Source organism: Brevibacterium antiquum CNRZ 918, from assembly GCF_900169145.1.
Lineage (GTDB): Bacteria > Actinomycetota > Actinomycetes > Actinomycetales > Brevibacteriaceae > Brevibacterium > Brevibacterium koreense.
This window is the reverse complement of the sequence record NZ_FXZD01000006.1, coordinates 14502-38500: the sequence shown is the minus strand read 5'-3', so window position 1 is coordinate 38500 and position 23999 is coordinate 14502. Positions and strand designations below refer to the sequence as shown.

Annotated in this window: 18 protein-coding genes; 1 reads left to right on the top strand and 17 read right to left on the bottom strand. The window is 62.9% G+C overall.

The genetic code is table 11. The annotated features are described in order from the left end of the window. Positions 1–177: 177 nt before the first annotated feature. A complete protein-coding gene (locus tag BANT918_RS09680) occupies positions 178–2439 on the bottom strand; it encodes an HNH endonuclease signature motif containing protein (RefSeq protein WP_167389438.1) in 2262 nt (753 codons plus the stop codon). Between the two features lie 764 nt (positions 2440–3203). Here BANT918_RS09680 and BANT918_RS09670 point away from each other — a divergent pair. After that, complete coding sequence (locus BANT918_RS09670; RefSeq protein WP_145996969.1) at positions 3204–3671, top strand: hypothetical protein; 468 nt, start codon at positions 3204–3206, stop codon at positions 3669–3671. A 61-nt stretch (positions 3672–3732) separates the two neighbouring features. On the opposite strand, the gene BANT918_RS09665 is transcribed toward BANT918_RS09670, so the two are convergent. The 16 genes from BANT918_RS09665 to BANT918_RS09590 all read right to left on the bottom strand — a co-directional run bounded on the left by BANT918_RS09665 (position 3733) and on the right by BANT918_RS09590 (position 23984). Then, positions 3733–4128 (bottom strand): universal stress protein, encoded by a 396-nt coding sequence (locus BANT918_RS09665; RefSeq protein WP_101620048.1) that lies wholly within the window; start codon positions 4126–4128, stop codon positions 3733–3735. Positions 4129–4228: 100 nt separating this feature from the next. After that, on the bottom strand, positions 4229–5659 hold the full coding sequence (locus BANT918_RS09660; protein WP_101620047.1) for an APC family permease: 1431 nt from the start codon (positions 5657–5659) through the stop codon (positions 4229–4231). A 40-nt stretch (positions 5660–5699) separates the two neighbouring features. After that, positions 5700–6410 (bottom strand): type 1 glutamine amidotransferase, encoded by a 711-nt coding sequence (locus BANT918_RS09655; RefSeq protein ID WP_101620046.1) that lies wholly within the window; start codon positions 6408–6410, stop codon positions 5700–5702. After that, positions 6407–7438: a dipeptidase gene (locus tag BANT918_RS09650; RefSeq protein ID WP_101620045.1), complete on the bottom strand. Its 1032-nt coding sequence runs from the start codon at positions 7436–7438 to the stop codon at positions 6407–6409. The genes BANT918_RS09655 and BANT918_RS09650 overlap by 4 nt, the downstream gene beginning before the upstream one ends. Positions 7439–7586: 148 nt before the next feature. Further along, complete coding sequence (locus BANT918_RS09645; protein WP_101620044.1) at positions 7587–8738, bottom strand: DUF819 domain-containing protein; 1152 nt, start codon at positions 8736–8738, stop codon at positions 7587–7589. Positions 8739–9024: 286 nt separating this feature from the next. Further along, positions 9025–9339 carry a DUF3870 domain-containing protein gene (locus BANT918_RS09640; RefSeq protein WP_101620043.1) on the bottom strand — a complete coding sequence of 105 codons (315 nt, stop codon included), beginning with the start codon at positions 9337–9339 and terminating at the stop codon, positions 9025–9027. Positions 9340–9420: 81 nt separating this feature from the next. Further along, entirely contained in the window at positions 9421–10257 is an 837-nt protein-coding gene (locus tag BANT918_RS09635; protein ID WP_233430429.1) for a serine hydrolase, read from the bottom strand. 93 nt (positions 10258–10350) lie between these two features. After that, entirely contained in the window at positions 10351–11556 is a 1206-nt protein-coding gene (locus tag BANT918_RS09630) for a S66 peptidase family protein (protein WP_101620042.1), read from the bottom strand. Next, a complete protein-coding gene (locus tag BANT918_RS09625; protein WP_101620041.1) occupies positions 11549–13204 on the bottom strand; it encodes an ATP-binding cassette domain-containing protein in 1656 nt (551 codons plus the stop codon). The genes BANT918_RS09630 and BANT918_RS09625 overlap by 8 nt, the downstream gene beginning before the upstream one ends. Next, a complete protein-coding gene (locus BANT918_RS09620; protein ID WP_101620040.1) occupies positions 13204–14115 on the bottom strand; it encodes an ABC transporter permease in 912 nt (303 codons plus the stop codon). Before BANT918_RS09620 ends, BANT918_RS09625 begins: the two co-directional genes overlap by 1 nt. After that, a complete protein-coding gene (locus tag BANT918_RS09615; protein ID WP_101620039.1) occupies positions 14115–15188 on the bottom strand; it encodes an ABC transporter permease in 1074 nt (357 codons plus the stop codon). The genes BANT918_RS09620 and BANT918_RS09615 overlap by 1 nt, the downstream gene beginning before the upstream one ends. A 98-nt stretch (positions 15189–15286) precedes the next feature. Next, the gene (locus BANT918_RS09610; protein WP_101620038.1) at positions 15287–17113 is read right to left on the bottom strand and encodes an ABC transporter substrate-binding protein; all 1827 of its coding nucleotides are present in this window, start codon (positions 17111–17113) and stop codon (positions 15287–15289) included. A gap of 230 nt (positions 17114–17343) precedes the next feature. Then, entirely contained in the window at positions 17344–19416 is a 2073-nt protein-coding gene (locus BANT918_RS09605) for a TRAP transporter permease (RefSeq protein WP_101620037.1), read from the bottom strand. After that, positions 19413–20402 carry a TAXI family TRAP transporter solute-binding subunit gene (locus tag BANT918_RS09600; protein ID WP_233429379.1) on the bottom strand — a complete coding sequence of 330 codons (990 nt, stop codon included), beginning with the start codon at positions 20400–20402 and terminating at the stop codon, positions 19413–19415. The genes BANT918_RS09605 and BANT918_RS09600 overlap by 4 nt, the downstream gene beginning before the upstream one ends. A 221-nt stretch (positions 20403–20623) precedes the next feature. Further along, entirely contained in the window at positions 20624–22084 is a 1461-nt protein-coding gene (locus tag BANT918_RS09595; RefSeq protein WP_101620035.1) for a diaminopimelate decarboxylase, read from the bottom strand. 250 nt (positions 22085–22334) lie between these two features. Then, positions 22335–23984: a PucR family transcriptional regulator gene (locus BANT918_RS09590; protein WP_101620034.1), complete on the bottom strand. Its 1650-nt coding sequence runs from the start codon at positions 23982–23984 to the stop codon at positions 22335–22337. Positions 23985–23999: the final 15 nt, after the last annotated feature.

Genomic DNA, 23999 nt, shown 5'->3' with positions numbered 1-23999 from the left:
GTTTACTCTCCCCCGGACTCTCGTGTTTGCTCTCGACCTGACTCTCGTGTTTGCTCTCGACCTGACTCCCCCGGCGGAAGCTAGGTGCAGGCAGCACGGGTGCACGGGGGCACGGGGGCACGGGGTGGACTGGTCGCAGGCAGCGGCACACCTCTCCCCTGCCCGATTCAACTGGCACTAGTCGAAGAGAGTATCGGTGATCTCTTTAGCAATGAATCGTGCGTGCAAGATCGGGCGCCGAGCGGGATCGATCGACGCAGGTGGCACCCACGCAGGGCGACCATCCTTGAGCATCACGGTGTGCCAATCCGAATCGTCGATCAGGTGGTGGTGAGACCCGCATGCCAGTGTCAGATTGTTGACATCGGTCTTGCCGTCTTTCGCCCACGGAACTATGTGGTGGGCGTCGCACCATCCAGGCGGGGTGTCACAACCGGGGAATGTGCAGCCTTGGTCTCTGCTGGAAAGGATCGCCAATTGCTTCGAGGTGGCGAATCGTCTCTCGGTGGCAAGTTCCATGCTCTTCGTCTTCTCGCTCATGAGGTGGAAGAACACCGAACCGTTCAGGCCTTCGTAGGAGGCCGTCTGCATTGGAAATGATGCCTCTGCGTCGGTGACGGCGCGACCGGACTGCTTCGCAAGGTCCTCTGCTTTCGCCGTGACCACGAGAGCGAAGGGCGAACCCGCCCTCACGCGATTCATTTCGATCCGGCCGATCATCGTGGCGAATCGTTCATAGATTTTGTTCTTCACGCTCGGTTGGCGATCAGCCATTGCCACCGTGGAGCCGTCTTCCCTCACTCCGTATCCGGGCGGAAGATCACGGTCACCCGTGGTGCGCACGCCCTTCGCTGCTCCAAGCCCGTCCCCGCCTTGCTGGTCGAAGCCGAGATCCAGCGCGGGGTCTACCGCGTCAGATCGATCACCTCGCAGGACTTGGCTGAATACGTCGACTACTTCTTGGTCCGCTGCCGAGGTAGCGCCCGCAGAGAACGAGACTGTGTCTGTGGCCGAATCACGCTGCTTGTCCGAAGTTGAGCTCTCGTTGTCGTCAGCTTTGATCCGGGATGTGAGGTGTCCGCTCATGATGCCGCCCGTTACGGCATCAAGGACTCCTCTAAGTGCCCAGGTTCCGTCTTTTCGCTGGCGCAGGCTGACCGAGAGGTCATCACGTTTTGGGGCCTCGTCTGGAAGTTCGCCATCCGGGTCAAGCCATCCTAGGATCTCATTGAACAGCTGCTGGATGTCCTTCACACGCACCGTCGGGGCCTTTTCGACCAGGATTCGTTCCGCTTCGAGACGCTCATCCTGACTTGCCCGAAGTGGAAGGTCCTTCAAACATCCGATGATTGTGCTGGCCTGCGTTGATGAGAGCGATCCGTTCTGCAAGGCCTCCGACACCACAGGAAACTTCGGGCCTATCGGCTGGCCGCTGAAATTCACCTGGTTGCCCAGATGCTCGGCCAGGTCAGAGCGACGGTACGCCTCTCGTTCGGAGAGGTTGAGACGATTCTGGACCAGCGCCTTCGTCGACTTCGCCCCATAGTCTCGGGGAGTCCCCACCCGCTCGAAGACGGAAAGAGTCACGACTGAGAGTGATTCGACCAAACGGTTGACGGTCTCCAGCCCGTCCAGCACCGTTATCGCATCTTCGGGGCCCATCGGACGATTCAACGACTGGAGATCGCCGACGAGGGACTGCAGTCCCTGGATGCTGTCCGCAACTTCTGGAGCGATACGCGCCAAGCTCCCCCAGGCGTGCTCGTCAAGAAGAGGATGCTCCGAAATAGGGACACCGCCGGAGTCCGAGACAGCGCCCCGAACTGAAGCGGAGTCCGTGTCGCTGACGTGTCGTGGACGGTACGGCGATCCTCCGCGGTTCGATTCAGCCGTGGGCTGGCCTCCCAAGAAGTCAGCCGTGGGCTGTGTACCCAGGAACGCTGCCCAGTCGTCGTCTTCACCGCTATCTGAGGCGCCCTCGCTGGCAGTGCGCTCAGCTTCAGCCTCCTTGGCCTTCCTTCGCATCCACTCTTCTTTTTCAGCGTCGACCTCAGCTGCACGACGCTTGAGTTCGGCCTTCGCGTCCGGATCGTCAACGCTCGCCTCCCACGGGTTGCGGCCAGCCCAACGAGCTCGCCGCTCAGATTCTGTGGGCTCGCCAGAGTTCGCGGGTTCGGTCGATTGTGTGGGATCCACAGGATGTTCTGCATCGGCGAATTCGAAATCATTCGGGGGCTGCGTGGCTACTTCATCGAAACGATCTGCCAATGGGTGACCATCAAGGTCGAAGCCGGCGCCGCGCAGAAGCTCTCGATAGGTCGGAGAGTCGTCGACCTCATTGACCTCATTGATCTCGGCCTCACCGCCCGGCACAGCGGAGGAGGCGGGTTCGTCACGCCTGTCCTGCTTGTCGCGCCTGCGGTCGGGGGTGAGAGTCATGATCTCGGAATCCATTCGTCAACTGCTGTGTTGTCCGCTTGATTCCAATTTTACTCTCACCAGAAACACATTGTCCATAGTTTTGTTCGATTCTTTTAAGCTTTTCATAAGACTATTCGACTACTTTCTATATCCCGCTCCCTTCGGACTCGGAATCGGACAGAATGAGGCAATTGGCCGGCCGCCGCTTCAGCTGGCAGACCGAGCCCACAGCAACCTCGGCGACGTCATTTCATGAGGTGGACGCGCTGTCCCTCCGGGCTGAATAGGCTCAGATACTCCACACCGGGCTCCACCGCGCTTCCGAACCAATGCGGGACGCGAGTGTCTAATTCAGCGGCCTCCCCTGCCGTTCAGGGCCATCGATTTGTCGCCCGGAATCCCGCTGAGTCTGCCCTGATCACGCAGACCCGTTCGAATCCGGGGTGCGTCTTGAGCACGCCGAGTTTCGGTGTTTGTCTGCCGTCGGCGATGTGTCTGAACGCTTGAGCGCTTGAACGCCTGAGCGCCTGGACGCCGATGGCACCTCGACTGAGAGGCAGGACGGCCTGGCCGTTGATCTCCTGTGGCGTGATGTGGATTCGCGGATCTCCAACCGACGGCGTTCTGAAGAGCTCGTCGAGTGGCGGCGCGTGGATGTTTGCCAACGGCAGGAGAGACTCCAACCTGGGCTTGCGCTGTCCAGGCTCCAGCTGCGACGAGGTGCTCAGCGACATCCCAACCAACTCAGCAACCGCGACACCTTTCTGCGACACAATGCTCCAGTGCCAGATCAGGCACAGGCACAGGCACAGGTGAGAATGCTCGACTCGCTTGGCATCGCCTACGTCGACGCAGCAGTCGAAACGGTGGAACGCGCCGAGGCAGGAACCGGCGTCATGCCGCGCGACGACGGAACCGGTGTCACGTGTCGCTGCAACAGTGCTGGCGCCGATTCCGGCCCTTCGGAGAAGACCGCCGGCGCTCTGGCGGTAGGGCCCTACTTCCATGCGAATGGCGAAGTCTTCGAGCAGCTCGGCGGCACCATCGTCGACCACCCGACCGGCATGGGCTCGCCCATACCCGCCGAGGAGCCCATACCCGCCGAGGCGAACGGAGCAGCCGCTGTGCCCGGTATCTGGGCGGTTGGAAACAGCGCAGACATCTCGGCCAGGGTGGTGGCGAGCGCAGCCAGCGGTATCGCGGTCGGGGCGCAGATCAACACCGACCTCATCATGAGCTCCGTGCCGTAACAAGCACCCCGGCCGGCGTGGGCATCGCCTATGGCGTGCGCCCCACGACGGCGGACTCAGCTCAGTGGCTGGCCTTCACACAGAGGACGGGGCAGACAGCTTCGAGGATGACTCGTTGGATCGTCGAACCCAGGAGGAACTTCCCAACCGGGGTCCGCTTCCGGGTACCGAGCACGATCAGCTGAGCACCCGCCTCGGCGGCGGCATCCAGAATCTGCTCAGCGGGATCGTACTCGCTGCCGCGCGCCAGCACCTGCGCCTGCACGCCCGAGCGCGACAGATAATCCTGGACCGACTTGATCTCCCCCTCGCCGAGGCGGTAGGAATCTCTGCGATCGGATGTTCGGGAAGCGTTGACGACGACCAGATCCCGGCCGTCCTTCTTCGCCTCCGCGATCCCCTTGTCGAGGGCCGCGTGACCCGCTGGATTGTTGACGTAGCCCACGACGATGGTCATTTTTCACCTTCACTTGTTGAGTGGATTGGATGTGACGTACGGAGACCGCCGGCGCCCACTGCGGTACACGCTGCGGTAAACACGCCGGTGAATCCCGCGATCATGTGAGTTCCTCGGGGTCGCGGAACTTGGTGCTCGCACCCTTGACCGAGCGGTTCCACATCCAAGTGACGGCCCAGAGGACGACGCCGATGCCGATCAGCGCAATCGCGATCTGGTATTGGATCAGGTCGTCGAGGCGAGCCCACGGTCCGACGAGGAACGCGCAGGTGAACAGTCCGATCCAGGGCAGGTAGGTCGGTGCCTTGAAGTGCTGGTGCTCGACCGGCTTCTTCCGCAGGATCAGCACCGCGACGTTGACGACGGCGAACACTGCGAGCAGCAGCAGCGAGGTCGTGCCTCCCAAGGACGCGGTCACCGTCTCCGGCAGCAGCGTGGTCACCGCGATGATGAGGACGCAGGCGATGACGGTCGTGAAGAGGATCGACACCCAGGGCGAGCGGCGTCCGCGCAGCACTTTCGCGAATATGGGCGGAAGCACGTTCTGCTTGGACATTCCGTACAGCAGACGACTGGCCATGAGCATGTTGATGAGGGCGGAATTCGCGACTGCAAACATCGTCATGAACGGGAATATCACATCGATCGGAAGCCCCGGAGCACCGGCTCTGACGACCTCAAGCAGCGGCGTCTCACTCTCGGAGAGTTTGCCGATCGGCACCGCGGCGACTGTCACAAGTGAGACGAGCACATAGATCACGCCGGTGACCGAGAGCCCTGTGAGCATGATCTTCGGGAACACTTTCGGGTCCTTGGTCTCCTCGACCATGTTCACCGAATCTTCGAAGCCGACCATGGAGAAGAAGGCCAGCGAGGTCGCACCGGTGATCGCGAGGAACACGCCCTTGTCGCCTGCGGTTTCGAAGATCATCACGCGAGAGAAGTCGGCACTGCCAGATCCCAGTGCGAAGAAGCCGACCAGGATGACCAGCAGCAGGCCGCTGAGTTCGATCACGGTCAGCACGACGTTGAACCAGACGCTCTCCCCGACGCCGCGCAGGTTGATCGCCGCGATGACTACCAGGAAGCCGAGTGCGATCCACATGATTCCCGTGCCCGACATGTCCCATCCGAACCCGGCCACCATGTTGGCTGCGAAGACGTTGGAGGCTGTCGACGCCGAGGTGATCCCTGAGCTGAGGACGGCGAAGGCGACGAGGAACGTCACGAAGTGGATCCCGAACGCCTTGTGCGTGTACAGCGCGGCACCGGCAGCTGTCGGGTACTTGGTGACGAGCTCCATATAGGAGAACGCCGTGATCAGCGCGACGGTGAAGGCAAGGATGACCGGTGCCCAGCCAGCACCACCGACCTGGCCGGCGACCTTGCCCGTCAGAGCATAGACACCGGTGCCCAGGATGTCTCCGACGATGAAGAGGAGCAGAAGTTTGGGGCCCATGACCCGCTTGAGCGTTTCCGGATGCTGTTCGGCCCCCGACCCCGCCTTGGTGGTGCTCTCACTCTGGCTCACGATGGTTCCTCCGTGTTCGCCCGTGATCGCAGCCTTGCGATCACGGGTGTCTGTTGCGGACCACGTTGAGGAAGGCCGTCAAGAGTGCCTTCGCGTCCCGACGGCTGTCCTCGCCTCGCTCCTCGGCCTGGCTGAGGAGCGTGTCCTTGTCAAAACCCAATTCTTGCAGTTTTTTCGCGTCCCAGTTGCCTATATTCTCCCCGGTCGACTCGGGATGGAACTGTGTGCCCCACGCATTGCCGACCCGAAATGCCTGGAACCGGCAGGCGGTGCTGGTCGCCAGCAAGGTTGCCTCGGGCGGCAGATCGACGATCCGATCGACATGGCTCTCGACGAAGGCCGCGCGATTCCCGATCGCGGAGAACACAGGATCCTGCGCCGCATCTTCAGTCATATCGATCCAGGTGTACCCCTTCTCCGGTGCACCGGTTTGCGCCCGCACATCCCCGCCGATGACATGGGCGATGAGCTGTCCGCCCAGGCAGATGCCGAACTGCGGCAGATCCGTCTCCAGCGCATGCCGTGACAGCCGTGCCTCGGCTTCCAGCCAGGGCGCCTGATCAGTCTCATCGGGCATGTACCCGCCGCCGAGCATGATCAGCCCGTCATAATCGTTCAGGTCACTGGGTTCCGGCAGTCGGGAAACTCCGCCGATGCGCAGATCGAACTCGACGTTCTCGCTGATCATCCACTGCGTGAGCAGCCCCGGCTGGGATTCTATGTGGTTGACGATGACGAGGAGCCGAGTCATGATGCCGTCCCCAGGAAACGCGTGTACGCGTCTTCGTGTGCATCGAGGACCCTCATCGCGTTGTCGAAGCCGAGCTTGCGCAGGTCGGAATCCGACCAACCGCGACTGGCCAACTCATCGAAAAGGGCAGGGTACTGACCGGCGTCGCCGAGGCCGGACGGCAGATCGTCAACACCGCAGATGTCCCCACCGAGCCCGATGTGGTCGATTCCGATCCGCTCGCGTACGTAGTCGCAGTGGTCGGCGACATCGGCCACTCTCACCTCGGGCGCGGTGCCGTTCTCGCCTGCCTCCACCCATTCGCGTCGAGCATTCGACACGAATGAGGGCACGAAAGTCATCATCGCCACTCCCCCGTTGCCGGGCACCCGATCGAGGATCTCATCGGGGATGTTGCGCGGATGCGGGTTGAGTCCGAAGGCACAGGAGTGGCTGAAGATCACCGGCAGGGTCGAGATGTCCAGGGACTGGCCCATGACGCTGGGTGCGACGTGTGAGAGGTCGACGATCATGCCGATCCGGTTCATCTCCGCAACGACTTCGCGGCCGAATTCGCTTAAGCCCCCATGCTGCGGTTCGTCCGTGGCTGAGTCGGCCCACGAGTGCGTCGTCGACCAGGTCAGGGTCATGTACCTAGCCCCTGCCCGCGCATAGGAGCGGAGCACGGCCAGTGATTCGTCGATCTGCTGCCCGCCTTCGACGCCCATGAGCGAGGCCACCTTTCCCGCTTCCCTGGCGGCGACCACCTCGGCGGCGGTGCGTGCGAACTGGAGTCGCTGCGGGTAGGCGGTGACGACACGTTGAACTGCGTCGATCTGCTCCCAGGTGGCCTTGATCGCGTCGGCACCCGTGATCGAGGAGTGGACGTAGACCGACCAGTACTGGGCGGCGACGCTGCCATCGCGCAGCTGATCCATCGTGGTGAAGGGCGAGACGTCGGGGTCGTTGAGTCCGTCAACGCTGTAGTCGCGTTCCTCGCGCAGGTACCAGGCGAGGTCGTTGTGTCCATCGAAGACGTCGTATGTCATGAGGATGCTCCTTCAGTTCGGGTGATGGTTGGCCGTGGGTGCTGGGTGCGGTACCTGATGGCTGTGGGATGCGGGGCACCGCGTGAGACGATCAGGGCGCTGTCGATGAGGCAGACGCTACCGGATCCGGGCCTCAGTTTGGACGTCGTCATCCGGTCACCGACATCAGCTGCGCCGCCAATAGTCCCAGGAAGGTGCCCGAGAAAGCGCCGATGAGCGCGAAGAGCACACCCACCGGAACAAGCTGCTTGTTGAAGGCTCCGGCGACCACTGGTGCCGAGGCAATCCCTCCGATGTTTGCGGTGCTCGAGACGGCAATGCTGAATAGTTCGGTCTTCGTCAGCTTCGCGTAGATGAGCATAATGACGATGTGCACGAAGAGAACGATCAGGCCCGCGACCAGATAGAGCGGGGCCTCGGCCAGAGATGTGAAGTCAGATCCCGAGGCGATGATGCCGATGATCAGATAGAGCATGATGGTCGCGAGTTGGCTCGAACCCGCGGCCCGTCCCCATCGAGTCGAGCCGATGACCAGTCCGAAGACACTGACGATGAGAATCGTCCAGGCGGTGCCGTTGACCACCGTGCCCAATTCCGGAAGCATCTCCCCCGCCTTGGTGGCCAGAGCGGAGACGAACAGGGAGAACCCGAGCAGACCGATGATCGAGGGCAGCGTCATCGGCTTCTCTGATTCTTCTCCGACCCGTTTAGCGAAGTCGAACTTCGAAGTGTCCGCCTTGGTCCACCGGTTGAACTTGTCGGAGACCGTCACCGAGGAGAAGATGAGGAGCAGCCAGAAGGAGTAGAGCACAGTGTCGACGATGAGTACGTAGCCGAAGATGTCTTCGGGCGCTTCGAGAATCTCCTGGACCGCGACCATGTTCGCCGATCCGCCGGTCCATGAAGCGTTGAGCGCACCGAGTCCCTTCCACGCTTCCGGCGCCAGTGCCGAATGAAGAATCAGATAGGCGACGATGAAGCCGATGATGATGCTTACAGCCGTCACCACATAGGTCAGCAGCAGCTTCGGTCCGAGCCGGATGATCTGCCGCACATCACACTTGAAGAGCAGAAGCAGGATCATCGCCGGCAGCAAGGCGTCCTGCAGGCCGTCCCCGACTCCGTCGATTGCATCGTGGTCGAACAGACCCACGGTGTTGAGCAGGGCCGCCACGACGTAGAGGAAGACAAACCCGGGAACATACTTGAATATCTTGAGCTTCCCACTGTGGCCAGCGACGACGAGAACCGCCGATATCGCCAGCAGCAGGCTGATAAATAGAAAACCGTCCGTGATCACAAACGACACTCCTTCGTTGGATAGGGCCGTACCTTGCTGCCGCCGGTCCATCCGGGAACGGGCCTGGTCCGTCCGGGAACGGGGCCGAGGCGCCCGAAGAGCGAGCCCGGTCCGTGCGGATGCGGACTCGATCCGTCCAGAAACGAGCTCGGTCCGTCTGGATGCCCCAAAATGGGCGTTCCCGCACGGAGGATGTCACGTGCGAAGCGAGGTGAAGCCATGTGCAGTTGTCGATCGGATCCGATCCGGAGAGGACTCGGGCAATCTTCGTGGTCGGGAAAGCATCTCAGCCGGATACTGGGAGTTCTCGGTACTTCTTCGCCGCATTGTTCACCGCGGCAATCAGCGCCTTCTGTGAGGACCCGTGGTATCTGGCCGTGAGCGCCTCCGTGAGTCGACCGGTGTCCATGATGTCCGCGTCGGTGAACAGGTCCCTGATGAACTTCCTTGTCAGGGCCAACGTCGCCGAGCAGTCGACATCGATGATTCGGTGTGTGTCCGCCTCGATCTCGAAGGCGATGAAGAACAGCCCGTACTGCGTCATGATCGGGTTGTTCGACGGTGCCTTCGCTTCGCCGGTGAGGTAGATCGAAGAGGTCATAGGACATCAAGAATACTCGAGAAACAGCACGCAGCCGTGCGTACGTTCGAACGTATCTTGAGGAAATCTATCTGCCTCCTTTCAGAGGAATCGGTGGATGGCGTCGCCGGCTTCGCGCATGATCGGCATCACATCGACGACCCGGTCAGTGTCCTTCTCCCAGTTCGCGAACACCGCGTAGGCGACCCGCCGCGTCGGTGTCATCGCGATTCCGGCATCGGCCCGAATCGTCCCGTTCGTGCCCGTCTTGTTCCAGACCCACACGTCACGCTGATAGTTGTAGTGGGCCAGCGGATCGAGGTCGAACGCCGAGGCGACCATCGAGGTGTCCGCGCCGGCTCCCAACCAGCGGCGGAAGATCTCGTTCGTCGACTCATCCCAGAACTCGTCCTTCGCGTGCCGGGCCATGAAGTCGCTGAGCTCGGCCGCAGTGCCCGTCGACAGGGTGCGCGGCGCCTTCGCCGGTCGGGGCCAGCGGAGGAAGTCGTGGAGGCCAGAGTTGCGATATCCCAGATCGTGAACCTGACGGGCGACGTTCTCGAGGCCGACGCGGCGGATGAGCACATTGGTCGCGAAGTTGTCGCTGAAGGCTCCGACGAGCACGGCCACGTCATAGACACTCAGATCGTCCTGCTCCATGAGGTACCAGATGCCGGATTCGTCGACCCGCTCCGAGGGCCGCCGCGACAGGCGCTCTGACAGGTTGAGGGTGCCGCCCACGTGCATCTGCAGGGCGGTGTGCAGGAGGAATACCTTGCCCATGCTGGCGGTGTCGAGTTCGTCGTTCACGTTGTGGGCGAACACGCGTTCACCGCTGTCGATATCGAAGGCCAGGGCGCTGAAGCGCACTCCCGGCAGTCGGTCGAAGTCCACATCACCCATGTTCGGCGTTGCCCCCATGTTCATGTCCTGTGTCATCGTGCGAATTCCTCTTCTCCATCGACGTCTTCCAGCATCACAGTCCTCTCACGCCCCGTCCACCCACAGCTGCGGCCGGGCCATTATCCGAGATCACGCCTCGTCCACCCACATCCGAGGTCTGCCCTGGGCAGGAGCCTCGAGCGTGACGGCGACCCCCAGCGGCGTGCTCGGCGCATCCGGGTCATGCCCGAAGCCCATCTCGCTCACGATCGGAATGCCCATCTCACCGAGGTAATCCATGAACAGTGCCTCGACCTCGTTGATCTCAGCGCAGTCCTGCCAGGACCCCAGCACCACCGCGTCCGCCGAGTCGAACCAGCCGCCGCGGACCAGCTGGACGAGCAGGTTGTCGAGCCTGTAGAGCTCCTCGTCGACGTCCTCGAGCATGAGGATCGAGGGTCCGCTGCGTTCACGCAGCTCACGGACCCCGGACAGCTCCGGACTTCCCATCCCGGCCGCAACCAGACTGAGGTTTCCCCCGCCGAGGCGGCCCTTCGCCGTGCCCGGAACCAACGTCCGAGCCCTGCTGAGTGGGCGACGAGCGGCCGAGCTCACGCCAACCTGCGTAGTTGCGGAAGTTTTGGTCTGATTCGACCCCGTGCTTTCGGCCCATTCTTTCCACTTCTCGGCGGCAGGGTCCTCATCCGCCGCGGGATCCTCATCCGCCGCAGGGTCCTCACCCGCCGCGTTCTCACCCGCCGCGTTCTCGTCCGCGGGGAACCCGAGTTCGCGGCCACCCCAGGGTTCGAACAGCCAGTCGGCCACCTCGGCGGGGACGACCGTGGAGTTCTTGAACGGATCGTTGCCGACCATCGGGCAGAACAGCGTCGCCACTGACAGATGGTGGTCCCAGGCCTGGTGGAGTGCCGTGATGTCCGAGGAGCCGGTAAGCAGCTTGGGCCGCCCGTCGGGTCGCAGAGCGTGCCGGCGCATGAGGTCGAAGTCGATTCCGTCGAGCAGACGCATCGCCCCGAATCCGCCGCGTAGAGCAATGACTGCCGCGGCGGAATCGTCACACCAGGCATCGACGAGGTCGGCTCTACGCTGCTCGTCGGTGCCCGCCAGGTACTTCACGCGCGGATGATGAGCACGCACATTGTCCCCGATGACCACGCGCAGCCCCCAGGATTCGAGCTGCGCGATCGCCCGCAGCAGGGACTCTTCGTCTGTGGGCCCTGAGGGTGCGATGAGGCGGACGGTGTCGCCGGCCTGCAACGGCGCAGTGTCGAGGTACGGGCTGACGCCTGCGGACCTTGGTGTGCTGCGTGCCGAGGCGGCCAGGTACGGGCTATTCATGCTTGACCAGGCTCTGACTTCCCAATCGGGGAACTGCGGCGAGGAGTTCCTGCGTGTATGCGTGCTGCGGGTTCGCCAGCACGGTGTCGACATCGCCGTATTCGACGATCTCACCCTTCTTCATCACGGCCACGGTATCGGCGATGTTCCAGGCCAGGCCGAGGTCGTGCGTGATGATCAGGGCGCTCATGCCCAGGTTCTTCTTCAGCGCCAGGAACAGAGACAGGATCTCTCCGCGCACAGATGCGTCGAGGGAGGCGACCGGCTCATCGGCGATGAGCACCTGTGGGTCGAGGGCGAGCGCTCCGGCGATGACGACCCTCTGCCGCTGTCCGCCGGAGAGCTCCTGCGGAATCGACTCGAGGTAGTCGGCAGCCGGCGTCAGCTCGGCAGCCTCGAGAGCACCGATGACACGGGCATATTCGTTGTCGGTGATGTTCTGCACGCGCAGCCCCTCGACCACTGCCTCGTAGACGCTGCGCTTCGGGTTGAGCGAGCCCGAGGGGTCCTGGAGGATCATCTGCACCTGTCGACGGAAGGTCCGCAGCGCCTTCGCCCTTCTCGGCAGCGCCTGGCCGGCAAACTCCATCTGCGAGCCCGGGTCCACCTCCTGCAGACCGAGCAGGGACCTGGCCAGTGTCGTCTTCCCCGACCCGGATTGGCCGACGACGGCGAGGATCTCCGCCTTGTGCAGCGCCAGATCGACGTCACGCACGGCCCGCTCCCTCCCCTGCCGAGTGTCGAAGGAGACGTTGAGGTTCTTGGCCTCGAGGACCACCTCGTCGGTCTTGGTGTACGGCTGGGCCCGGCGCACCTCGGCGGGTTTGAGGGTTCGCGGATTCATGCGTGACTCGGCGTCCCCGATCTGCGGGAAAGCACCGGCCAGCTGCTTCGTGTAATCCTCAGTGGGATCCAGGCAGACCTGGTCGCTGGGACCGTATTCGACGAGCTTTCCGTAACGCATGATCGCCAGGTTCTCGCACACCGCGGAGAGCACGGCGAGGTCGTGGCTGATCATCAGCAGGGAGATTCCACGCTCGTCCACGAGTCTGGCCAGGCCTTCGAGGATCTGCTTCTGCACGATGACGTCGAGGGCGGTGGTCGGCTCGTCGGCGACGATGATGTCCGGTTCACAGGCCAGGGCCATGGCGATCATGATCCGCTGCTTCTGTCCACCGGAGAGTTCGTGCGGATATGCCACCGCCTTGCTCTTATCGAGGTCGACCTCCTCGAGCAGTTCGAACATCCGATCTCGTCGTTTGGCCGGTGTCGTCCAGGTGCTCTTCGCATGGTGAACGAGTGCCTCGATGATCTGTCCACCCACCTCGCGGACCGGGTTGAGCGAGTGCAGTGCGCCTTGGAAGACGATCGAGGCCTGCGCCCAGCGCACCGCCCGGATCTCGCCGAAGCTGAGATCATTGATGTCCTTCCCGCCGAGGCTCACCTGCCCGTCGATCTGCGCGGACTTGGGCAGCAGGCGCAGCACCGACATGATCAGTGTGGACTTGCCCGATCCGGACTCCCCAGCAATGCCGAGGGTGGCGCCGGTGGGCAGGTCGAGACTGATGTCGCTGACGGCGGTGACGTCGCCACGGGCCGAGACCGAGCGGTAGGTGATCGAGACCTTGTCAAAGCTGAGGTCGGTCATCAGCGGCTCCTCAGGGCTGGGTTGATGATGGCTTCGAACGCGCGTCCGACCATCGTGAAGGCGAGCACCACGAGCAGGATCGCGATTCCGGGTGTGAGCACATACCACCAGTAGCCCGAGGTCGCGGCGGAGATGTCCATCGAGTTCTTCAGAATTGTTCCCCACGACTCCTTGCTCGTATCCCCCAAGCCTAAGAAGGACAGGGTCGACTCGGCGATGATCGCACTGCCGACCGTCAGGGTCGTGTTCGCCAGCACCAGCGGCATCACTGCCGGCAGCATGTGCTTGAACAGGATGTGGCGATGTCCGGCGCCGAGGATGCGCGCCCTTTCGATGTAAAGCCGGGACTCCACGCTCAAGGTCTGGGAGCGCACGATGCGCGCCGTCGATGCCCACGAGGTCAGCCCGATGGCGACGACGATCGTGAAGACTCCGCGTTCGAGGACCGAGGACAAGACGATCGCCAGCAGCAGGGAGGGCAGAACGATGAAGAAGTCGATGATGCGCATGACGATCGCACCGAAGATCCCGGAGAAGTGTCCGGCTGCGAGACCCATGACGGTGCCGATGACCATCGACATGACCGTGGCGGCGACGCCGACGAGGATGGACACCCGGGCTCCCCAGAGGATGCGGATCCAGAGTTCGCGTCCCAGATCGTCGGTGCCCAGCGGGTGGGCGAGGCTCGGCGGGGCGTAGCGGGGCACGTCGAGCTGCTTCGTCACGTCGAGCATCGACGCGGGTGCGATGAGTGGGGCGAAGATCGCGATGAGGATGAAGAAGACGAGCACGATCGCGCCGGCCATCGCAGGAATGTCGGAGCGGAACAGGGACCAGTTCTTCTTGGCATTGTTCAGTCGGCGTTCGCGGACGAGCTTGGCCCCGTCGATGATGGGAGTTCTATCGCTCATCATGCCCTCCTGACTCGTGGATCCAGAAAGCGGTAGACGATGTCCGCCGCCAGGTTCATGACGATGATGATGGCCGAGAACACGACGAAGGTGCCCTGCAGCAGCGGCAGGTCGGGTCCGCTGATCGCTTCGAATGTGAGCTTGCCCAGACCGGGCCAGGAGAATACGGCCTCGACGGTGACGGCACCGGCGATGAGCCCACCGATGTGCATGAACACGACGGTGACCGTGGGCAGCAGCGCGTTGGGCACCGCGTGGTTCTTGCGCACTTCGTCCTCGGTCAGGCCCTTGGCTCGGGCTGTGGTCAGGTAGTCCTCACTCATCTCTTCGATCAGCGAGGCGCGCATGACCATGAGGAACTGCGCATAGACGACAGCAACCATCGTGATGACCGGAAGGATGAGGTGCTTGATGACGTCGATGATGCCGGCGAATGACCAAGGGTCCAGCCCGGGTGTGATCATGCCGCCGGTGGGCAGCCACTGCAGGGTGCCGCCGAAGATCATGAGGAGGATGAGGCCCAGCCAGAAGGTGGGCACCGACCAGAACACGAGCGAGGTCGAGGAGGCGATCTTGTCGAAGAGCGAATTGCGGCGCCAGGCCGAGAGCTGGCCCAGCCACAGGCCCAGCGTGATCGCGATGACGGCCGCGGTGGCCGTGAGCAGGAGCGTGGGTCCCAGGTATTCGACGATGAGCGCGGAAACGGGTTTGCGGTAGACATAGCTCTCGCCGAAGTCGCCGCGGAAGATACCGACCAGATAGTCCCAGAATTGGACGATCACCGGCTTGTCGAGACCGTACTGGCTGCGCAGCTCAGCGATCTGTGCCGGGCTCATTGGCCGTTCCTTGGCGATCTTGAGAACGGGGTCGCCGGGCAGCATCCGGAAGGCGAAGAAGCCGAGGACGATGACGAGAACCATCGAGGTCAGGGCGCCGCCGAGTTTGCGCAGGAGGTAACCGAGGAAGGATCCGCCCTTCGGCGGCTCGTCCATATCGCGACCGGTTTGGCCACCGGAGCCTCCTGGGTCAGGGCCACCGGCAGGGGTGGGGAGATCGTGTGTCGGTGTTGTCACTGGAGAACTCCTGGTCTCGCTGGGGAAGCAGGTGGTGCAGGACCATCGTCCCGAGCGCCGTGGTCACGACGCTCGGGACGATGGTTCTGGGGCTGGGGCTATTCGCGATCGTCGGATTTCTTGCGACGGCTGATCAGGAAGCCGCCTCCGCCGATGACCACGATGGCTGCGGCAGCGATGCCGATCCAGCCGCCGGCGCCCAAGCCGCCACCGTCGCCGGAAGCGTCCTCCTCGCTGACGGGTTCGACCGAGCTGTATCCCCAGTAGCCGACCTGGTTGGCAATGATGCCGCCGTCAGTGGGCTGTTTGGTGAAGCCGGTGAACCGATCGGAGCGGAAGGCCTCGAGCTGGCTCGGATACCACAGCGTGATCGAAGCTGTGTCCTCGTAGTGCTGGGCCAAAGCCTGATGCACGAGGTCCACGCGCTTCTTCTCATCGAGTTCGACGTGCTGCTGCTTGTACAGCTTGTCGAAGTCCTTGCTGCAGTAGCCATCCTGCGAGGTGCCGCCGTTGCCGTCGGCGTCTGGACGGCTGTCGCAGGTGTTGATGCCGAGTTGGTAATCGGGATCCGGGTTGATCGACCAGCCGGAGAAGTACATGTCGTAGTCGCCCTTGGTGGTCCGCTCCGAGACGGTGTCGACATCGCTGGCTTCGTTCTTGAGCATGATGCCGATGTCTTTCATCCACGGTTTGAGGAACTTCGCCGTGTTCTGTTCGGTCGTGGCGTCGGCATCCGTGAGGAAGCGCAGCTCGAGCTTCTCACCGTCCTTCTCGCGAATGCCGTCGGAGCCTTCCTTCCAGCCAGCCTCGTCGAGCAGCTTCTTCGCCTTCTCGACGTCGAAGCCGGAGACCACTGGGTTGTCGGCAGGCAGTGCCCACTTCTCGTAGACCGAGGGGATGAAGCTCGTGGCCGGCTGACCGTAATCCTGCAGCACCTGATCGCGCAGGGTGTCAATGTCGATTCCAGCACGGATGGCCTGACGAACCTTCTTGTCCTTCAGCGCCTCGTTGCCGGTGCCGAACTCGTTGTTCTTGGCATCGGCCACTCCCGAGTTGATGGAGATTCCCTGGAAGCGACGCCCGTTGCCGACATTGGTCTCGACGTTGTCGGCACCTTCGATGGCCTTGAACTGTTCCGGGCTCAGTCCGGTGATGAAGTCGACCTCGCCGGAGCGGATGGCCTGCACCTGAGCATCGGAGTTCGTGTAGTAGCGGTACTGGATCTTATCGACCTTGGGCTCGCCGCGCCAGAAGTTCGGGTTGGACTTGAGAGTGACAGACTTGTTCGCCTCGTAGCTCTCGAGCTGGAACGGGCCCGAGCCCACGGACTTCTCGTCGTTCTTGAACTCACCGGGCTTGTCGATCTTCGACCAGACATGCTCGGGCACGACCGGGATCTCCTGGCCGGGGTTGTTGGACTGGGGATTCTTCAGCGTGATGACCAGTGTGGAGTCATCGGGCGCCTCGACCTTGTCGAAGTTCTCGACGAGTCCTCCGTTGGCCACCGACAGTTCGTCCTTCTCCATCATCTGGTTGTAGGTCCAGGCGACGTCTTTGGAGGTGAGTGGTTCATCATCGGACCACTTCATATCGGGACGCATCTTGTACGTCCAGACCTTGCCCTCGGAATCGGTGTCCCATTCAGTGGCGAGTCCCTCGGTGGGCTGAGCGTCTTCGGCGCTGTTGTTCACGAGATTTTCGTACATGTACCGGAACGAGTTCGTCGGCAGCAGGTAGAAGGAGGTGAACGGGTTGAACGAATCGATGAAACCGTCCGTGGCGATCCGCAGCACCTTAGAATCCTCGGCGGCTTCTGTGGTCTCTGCTTGAGCTGGTGCGGCCGCCATGGTGCCGACAAGAGCCATTGCCGCAAGGCCGGCAAGGCACGTGCCCAGTCGTCTGCGCAGCTTGTGATTCGTGAGCATCGTTGTCCTTCGCTTCGAGGTGGCCGTGATTTCAGCGGCACTCGATCATCACCGGCGCACACTGCACCTTGTGACAAATCATTGTGTCCTGCCTCACTTTACGGCTGATCGTCGGCGTTAATGACACAACACCTCACAATGTCGCACATGATTGACTGTGAGAAGTGCACAGTCTCACCCCGGCAAGCGGTGCCGACGACGAACCGTCAGCACCGCGATCCGCCTCGGAGTCAGTCCTTCTGCTCCGCGAGACCCGCAGCGATCTGCTCAGAGGTGGTCGCCTTTCGCATTTTCTGCTCGATTGCGATGATGATCAGCACAATCAGGCCCGCCGCCGAGATCCACAGGCTCGGGTAGACCAAGGCTATGCCGCCGGCGACAAGCAGCACTCGTTCGACGACGTTCGCCGAGCCGAAGTAGTAGCCCGCCATACCCGCCGCGACCCCGACCATACCGACGATCAGCGTGATCAGGGCGATCACCGTGTCCTGCCAGCTTCCCTGCAGCAAAAGCGCCGGCTCCAAGATGAAGACATAGGGGATGAGGAAGCCCGCGATGGCAATCCGCAGCGCGGTGACTCCTGCGCGCATCGGGTTCGCCCCCGCGATGCCCGCACCGGCATAGGCTGCCAGACAGACAGGAGGTGTGATATCGGCGAGAATGCCGAAGAAGAATACGAACATGTGCGCGGCAATGAGCGGAACGTCGAAGTTGTTGTACAGGATCGGGGCGGCGATGGTGGCCGTGACCACGTAGTTCGCTGTCGTCGGCAGCCCCATTCCGAGGACCAGGCAAGCGATCATCACCATGAACAGAACGATGAAGAAGTTGCCGCCCGCCAGATCGACGAGTCCCTTGCCCAGCTGCCCGCCGAGGCCGGTCACTGTGACTGTACCTGCGACGATCCCAGCAGTCGCGCATGCTGCAATGACTGGCAGCGCAGTTCGTGCGCCCCCGATGAGGAGCTCGACGAACGCCCGCGGCGTAAGCCTGGTGGCCTTGCGCAGGAAGCTGAGGATGAATCCCGTGCCGATGCCGAACAGGGCCGCTCGGATCGGCGACATGCCGGAGAGCAGTGTGAGGATGATGACGACCAGGGGCAGCAGCAGATCCAAGCGCTTGAGCAGGTCGATGCCGTTGGGCAGGCTGCTCTTCGCCATTCCGAGGATGCCAGTCGTCTTTGCCTCGAAGTGGATGGAGAGAAATGCTCCGAGGAAATAGAGGAGAGCGGGGATGATCGCGATGACGATGAGCCCGTTGTATTCGAGGTCGGGCACGTTCTGAGCCATGATGAACGCCGCCGCGCCCATGATCGGTGGCATGAGCTGGCCGCCGGTCGAGGCCGTGGCCTCGGTTGCGGCGGCGAAATGGGGTTTGAACCCGGCCCTCTTCATCAGCGGAATAGTGAACGACCCCGAGGCGACCGTGTTCGCCACCGATGAGCCCGAGACCATGCCCTGCAGGCCCGAGGCCACCACGGCCGCCTTCGCCGGGCCGCCGGTGAACCTGCCGGTCAGTCGGAAAGCGAGATCATTGAAGAACTGACCGATGTTCGTATGGACGAGCATCACCGCGAAGAACAGGAACAGGAAGATGAAGTTCGCCGACACTTGGATCGGTGTGCCGAAGATGCCACCGCCGCTCGACAGGAACATGTTCGTGGCGAGATCTTCGACGCTCTGTCCCGAGTGTCTGAACACCGGGAGATAGTTGCCGAAGAGACCGTAGAGAAGGGCGACGCCGGCGATGATGACAATCGGCAGACCGACGCATCGGCGTGTGGCTTCGAGGATGAGAAGCACGCCGAGTACTGCCACGACGAAGTCGAGGTCTGAGTACCCGAGAATCTGCACCGAGTTGCTCACCAGGCGCGTGTAGTCGAAGAACACGTAGAGATTGCAGGCGAGAGCTGCCAGCCCGAGAAGGACGTCGTACCAGGGGATCCCCTTGCCGCGACCGATGAGGACATCCGCAACCCGGTTTCCGCTGGCTGGTGCGTCGAGCAGCCTCTTGCTGGCCGGGTAGAGGAAGAAGATCAGGGCAGTCGCGCCCGCAAGGTGCAGGGACGAGTGCATCCAGGTGTTGAATGGACGCTCCAGCGCTGCGTAGAGGTGGTACAAGGTGAAGGCGATGCAGATGCCGCCGATCACCCACGCCCACCACCCGAGATTCGTGCGGAAACGACTCGAGGTGTCTACCTTGCGAAGGACCTCGGCGGATGCCTGCTCCGCCTTCGCAGTCTGCTCGGCGACCGCCCCGGCCGAGGACTCGGATGGCCGGGGCGGTGTCGGGTGCTCACTCACGGCAGGTCAATGCCCTCTTCTTCGTAGTACTTCTGGGCTCCGGGATGCAGCGGCACATCGCCGATGCCCAGCATTGCGGTGTCCTTGGTGATCAGTTTCCCGACATCCAGAGTGACCTTGTCGGAGTTCTCGAACAGCACCTTGGTCATATTGTAGGCAGTGTCCTCGCTGACCTGGTCCGTGGAGGCCACCAAGGAGGCGAAGACCGACACCGTGGGCACGTCCTCCTTCAGGAAGTCATAGGCGTCAGCAGGGATGTCGTAGGACTCGGCACCGCTGTCCTCTTCAATTGCCGATGTCGTTTCCTTGTCGAGGCCGAGGAGCTTGACGTCGGTGGTCGCCGCCAGCTGCGTCAGCCCGGCCACAGGCGTGCCGACGACGAAGATCGTGGCGTCGATCTGCTTGTCTGCGAGCATATCGGTCGATGCCCCGAAATCGGTTATCTCCGGCGTGTAGTCCGACTCGCCGATGCCTGCGGCGTCGAGTATCGCATCCGAGATCGCGCGGGTACCGGAGCCGGCGTCACCGACAGCGATCTTCTTGCCCTTGAGGTCCTTGACGGACTTGATACCGGAATCCTCTCGCACGATGATATGTGCGGCTTCGGGATAGAGCGAGGCGATCCATCCGACATTGTCGATCTTCGTGCCGTCGAGGTCCTCGAGCTCGCCATTGACAGCATTGTTCGCGGTGTCGCTCTGCGTGAAGCCCAGCTGCCACTCACCCTGGTAGATCTTGCCGAGGTTCTCAGCCGAGGCACCGGACTCCACATAGTTGACGGTGAGACCGTCGACATTGTCTTCGAAGATCGTCGCCAGCTCTCCGCCGAGAGGATAGTAGGTTCCCGAGGTGCCACCCGTGCCGAAGGTCAGGTCGTTTGTGGTCTGATCGTCGCCGCCGTCACTGCCGCCGCTCGAGCCGCAAGCCGACAGCGTCAGCGCGAGCGCTGCCACAGCCGCAACTGTCATACGTCTGATATTCATCATCTGATCCACTCTTCCGGTTTGATGTCCCAGGCCGAGTTGTTCTTTACTCGACCGCCTTCAGTAGAGACTAAGCGGAAAACGTCGTCTCACGAAGCCCCAAGCTGAAAGTTTGCTGAATCGTTAACACCACTGGACGAACGGTATCCGGATCCCTGCACCTGCAGGTCCGATCCGTCGGCTCACCGAACTGCAGTGCTCGGCAGCGGCATCCCCTAGTCGCCCTAGGTCGCCTCGGCGAGGATCTCGTCGAGACTCTGAGCACGCCGGATGAGCGAGAATTCGACCTCCCCCTCGTGGACGCCGGGGGCGGCGTCGGCGCCCGTTCCGGCGTCACCGTCGCCGGTCGCAGCGCCCGTTCCGGCTCTGCCCGTGCCCGGGGTGCTCGGCACCGTGCGGTATCCGAAGATCGGCACCCGCGGGAGCAGGTTGTAGGAGAACGGGTTGGAGAAGTAGTAGGCCCCGGTGTCGGGCACGGCCACGATGTCGCCGGCGTCGAGGCGCGGCAGCATGCGGTCACGGGCCAGGAGGTCACCGGCGAAGCAGGCAGGACCGGCGACATCGGTGGGAACCGCCTCGGCGGTCTTGGGACTGCCGTCAGGGTGGAACGGGAGGATTCGCAGCGGCCAGTCGTCGGGCGCATAGGCCGTGCGGGTGGCGACCTGGACGCCGGCGTGGGTCATGGCGATGCGGCGGCCGCCTGTGGTCTTCGCGTATTCGACGTGGGTGAGTATGGTGCCGGCCTTGGCCAGAAGCGCACGTCCGAATTCTGTGATGATGTCGAAGTCGAACAACTCGGGAACGTGGGCTTCGAGCACAGCCCGGTATTCGGCGAATGTCGGGGTGATGTCCTCCCCGGCGAAGTTCACCGGCAGTCCCCCGCCGATGTCGATGCGCGTGATCTGGCGGTCCCGCCCGTGCACCTGGGATGACGTCGCATTCCGCTCTGCGGCGCGGGCGTTGATCTCCTGCGCCAGCTCGACGATCGCGGCGACGCCTTCGGCGGCCTGGTCAAGGCTGACGCCCTGGGAGCCCGAGTGCACGTGGATCTGGGTGAGCCAGGGACGTGCTAGGTAAGCCTCAATGAGTGCCTCGCGAGCCCCAGGGTCGGCCAGCCCGATGCCGAACTTCGAGGTCTGGGTGGCAGTGGACAGCGCACCGATCGTCCCCGTTCCCGATTGCGGATTGATCCGGATCCCCACCCTCGCCGAGGTGGTCTGCCCTTCGAGGAGCGCGTCGAGTCGTTCGAGCTCATCGAAATTGTCGATGTTCATCGACACCCCGAGTTCGACAGCCCGGCGCAGCTCGGTCAGGGTCTTCGCCGGGGAGTCGAAGACGATGGCCTCTGGAGCGAAGCCCGCGGCGAGGGCCAGCTCGAGCTCACCGGGGCTGGCGACCTCACAGCCGCCACCCGCCTCGGCGTAGAAGCTCAGCAGCGGCTTCAGCGGTACAGCCTTGCATGCCACAGCATGGAGGACCTCGTGCTCGCCGGCGAATGCCGAGGTCAGCTGCTCGTAGGCGTCGGCAATGTGGTCGAGGTCGATGAGGCCGATCACCGGCGTCGTGTCATCGAGAGTCGGAATCAGTCTGCTTGGACCGTTCGCGCCCGCGGAACTATTCGCTACTGCCCTGATCACGCGATCCCGGCTGACCTGGGCCGACGGCCCCGACTGAGTCTTGTGCATGCTGTCCTTCGTTAGTGGTGTGGTGTCACTCTAGGACGCAGGCACCAGGATGAACGGACAATAATCTGCCAATCTTGGCCGAAAGCGATTGTACGATCACCACAAGGTCCACGTGGTCAGCACAGCCCTTGAGCACTCACGACAGCGGTTGGGAATCTCCGACGTCGCTGATCAGACGGCGACGGTGCGTCAGCGTTGAGATACACAGCAGCCGCGGTCCTGCTGCTGGCAGTGGTGCGACACAGCTGAGTCAGCCGTGTTCGCGATCGAAGACGAGCACCGCGAGCTCCAGCCACAGGCGACCGGCCCGATCCGCGGTCGACAGTCCTGTGATCTCCTCGATCCGGTTGAGGCGATGCCGCAGCGAATTCGTGTGGACATGCAGACGGCGGGAGGCCTCCGCGGAGTTGCCGACAGTCGCGAAGTACACGCGCAGAGTCTCGAGCAGCTGCCCTTGGTGTCTCTCATCATGGTTGGCAAGGACGTGGGCGGGCTCCGTGATGCGAGGCCCCACGGACAGCAGCGCGTCAGCGGCTTCGAGCCCGACGAGTTCGGCCGCGACGTCCTCTGCACTTGCTCCGCGGACCAGCTCGCCGGAGGGACCAGCGCTCGGCCCCGCAGCACGGGCTCCGGATGGACCATCGCCGCCCACCACGACATTCGATTCCCGCGCCAGCAGGGCATCAACGACGTAGACCGCTTCGGTCCATGATCGATGAACATGATCGAGGCGTTCAACAGCTGCACCGACGCCGAAGTTCAGCGATTCGGTGGGAGGCAGAGACCGGTGCAGCGTCGAGGCGACATGAGTCTTGATCTCGGCCGCGGAGAGGCTCTCAGCCATGTGCACGAGCACGGCCAGGTGCCCGTGCACAGGGTCGTGGGCGAGGACGGCGTCGGCGAAGGCCGCCCGCAGATGGAACCGGAGAACGGGCTCACGGTCGGGGGCCACCTCGGCGAAGGCCAGGGTTGCGTAATGCCCCGAGAAGGGCAGCGCGAGCAGGGTCGCGGCCGGGCCCAAGTCCGGCGAGCCGTCGAGGATCGAGCCGAGGGCCTCGCGACGGATCCGCTTCTCGAACGGGGACCGTCGCAGGGTTCGCAGCATCACGGGAATCGCGGCACGGGCCGCATCCCGGAGGACGTCGCGCAGAGATGCGGGATCCACCGAATCCGGGTAGGCGGCCCAGATCGTGCCGAGCAGCTCGCCCTCGCTGCGCAGTGCGATGACAGAACGGGCAGGAGTGGATCCCGCCGCAGACCGCTCGACGACGTCGGTCGAGCGGCGGACGACGTCGAGGAACCCGGACTCCTCGAGCTCGGCAATCCGCCAATCTGGAATCGCACCGGACAGGATCGTCTCCCGTCGAATATCGTCGATCTCATCGCCGAGGTTGGAGTGCGCAAGCACACGCGAGTCGGGATCCTCGATCGTGATGGAGGCCCCTGTCATCTCCGCGATGACCGCAGTCAGTGCACTGAGATCATCGACATCAGGCCAGGCCAGAGCGCTCGATGCACCCTCGTTGAGCTGACGCAGATGCACCAGCACCTCCGACCATGTCACACCTGTGGACCGCTCGAGCAGAATGGGCGACGCTGCTGCATCTGTTCCCTGCCCGAGATGGGTATGCGTTCCCGGGGGAACGATCAGGGCCGCTGCACAGAAGTACCTCTCACGGATCGTATCGAGCCCCACCGGACCATCCACGGCTTCTGTGACGAGGACGACCGCTCCGGCACGATCAGCAGGGGACTTGAGGTCGGCAGTCGCGCCTCGGAGGTCGAGGTCGAACTCGATGCGAGTCACCTCGACGTCAGCATCGGTTTGAGTCAGGGGAAGCAGAAACCCTGCGGTCTCCCGCAGCAGACGGGAGACGCGCAGGGCATTCGTTTCGCTCATAGGCCCACTGTAGTC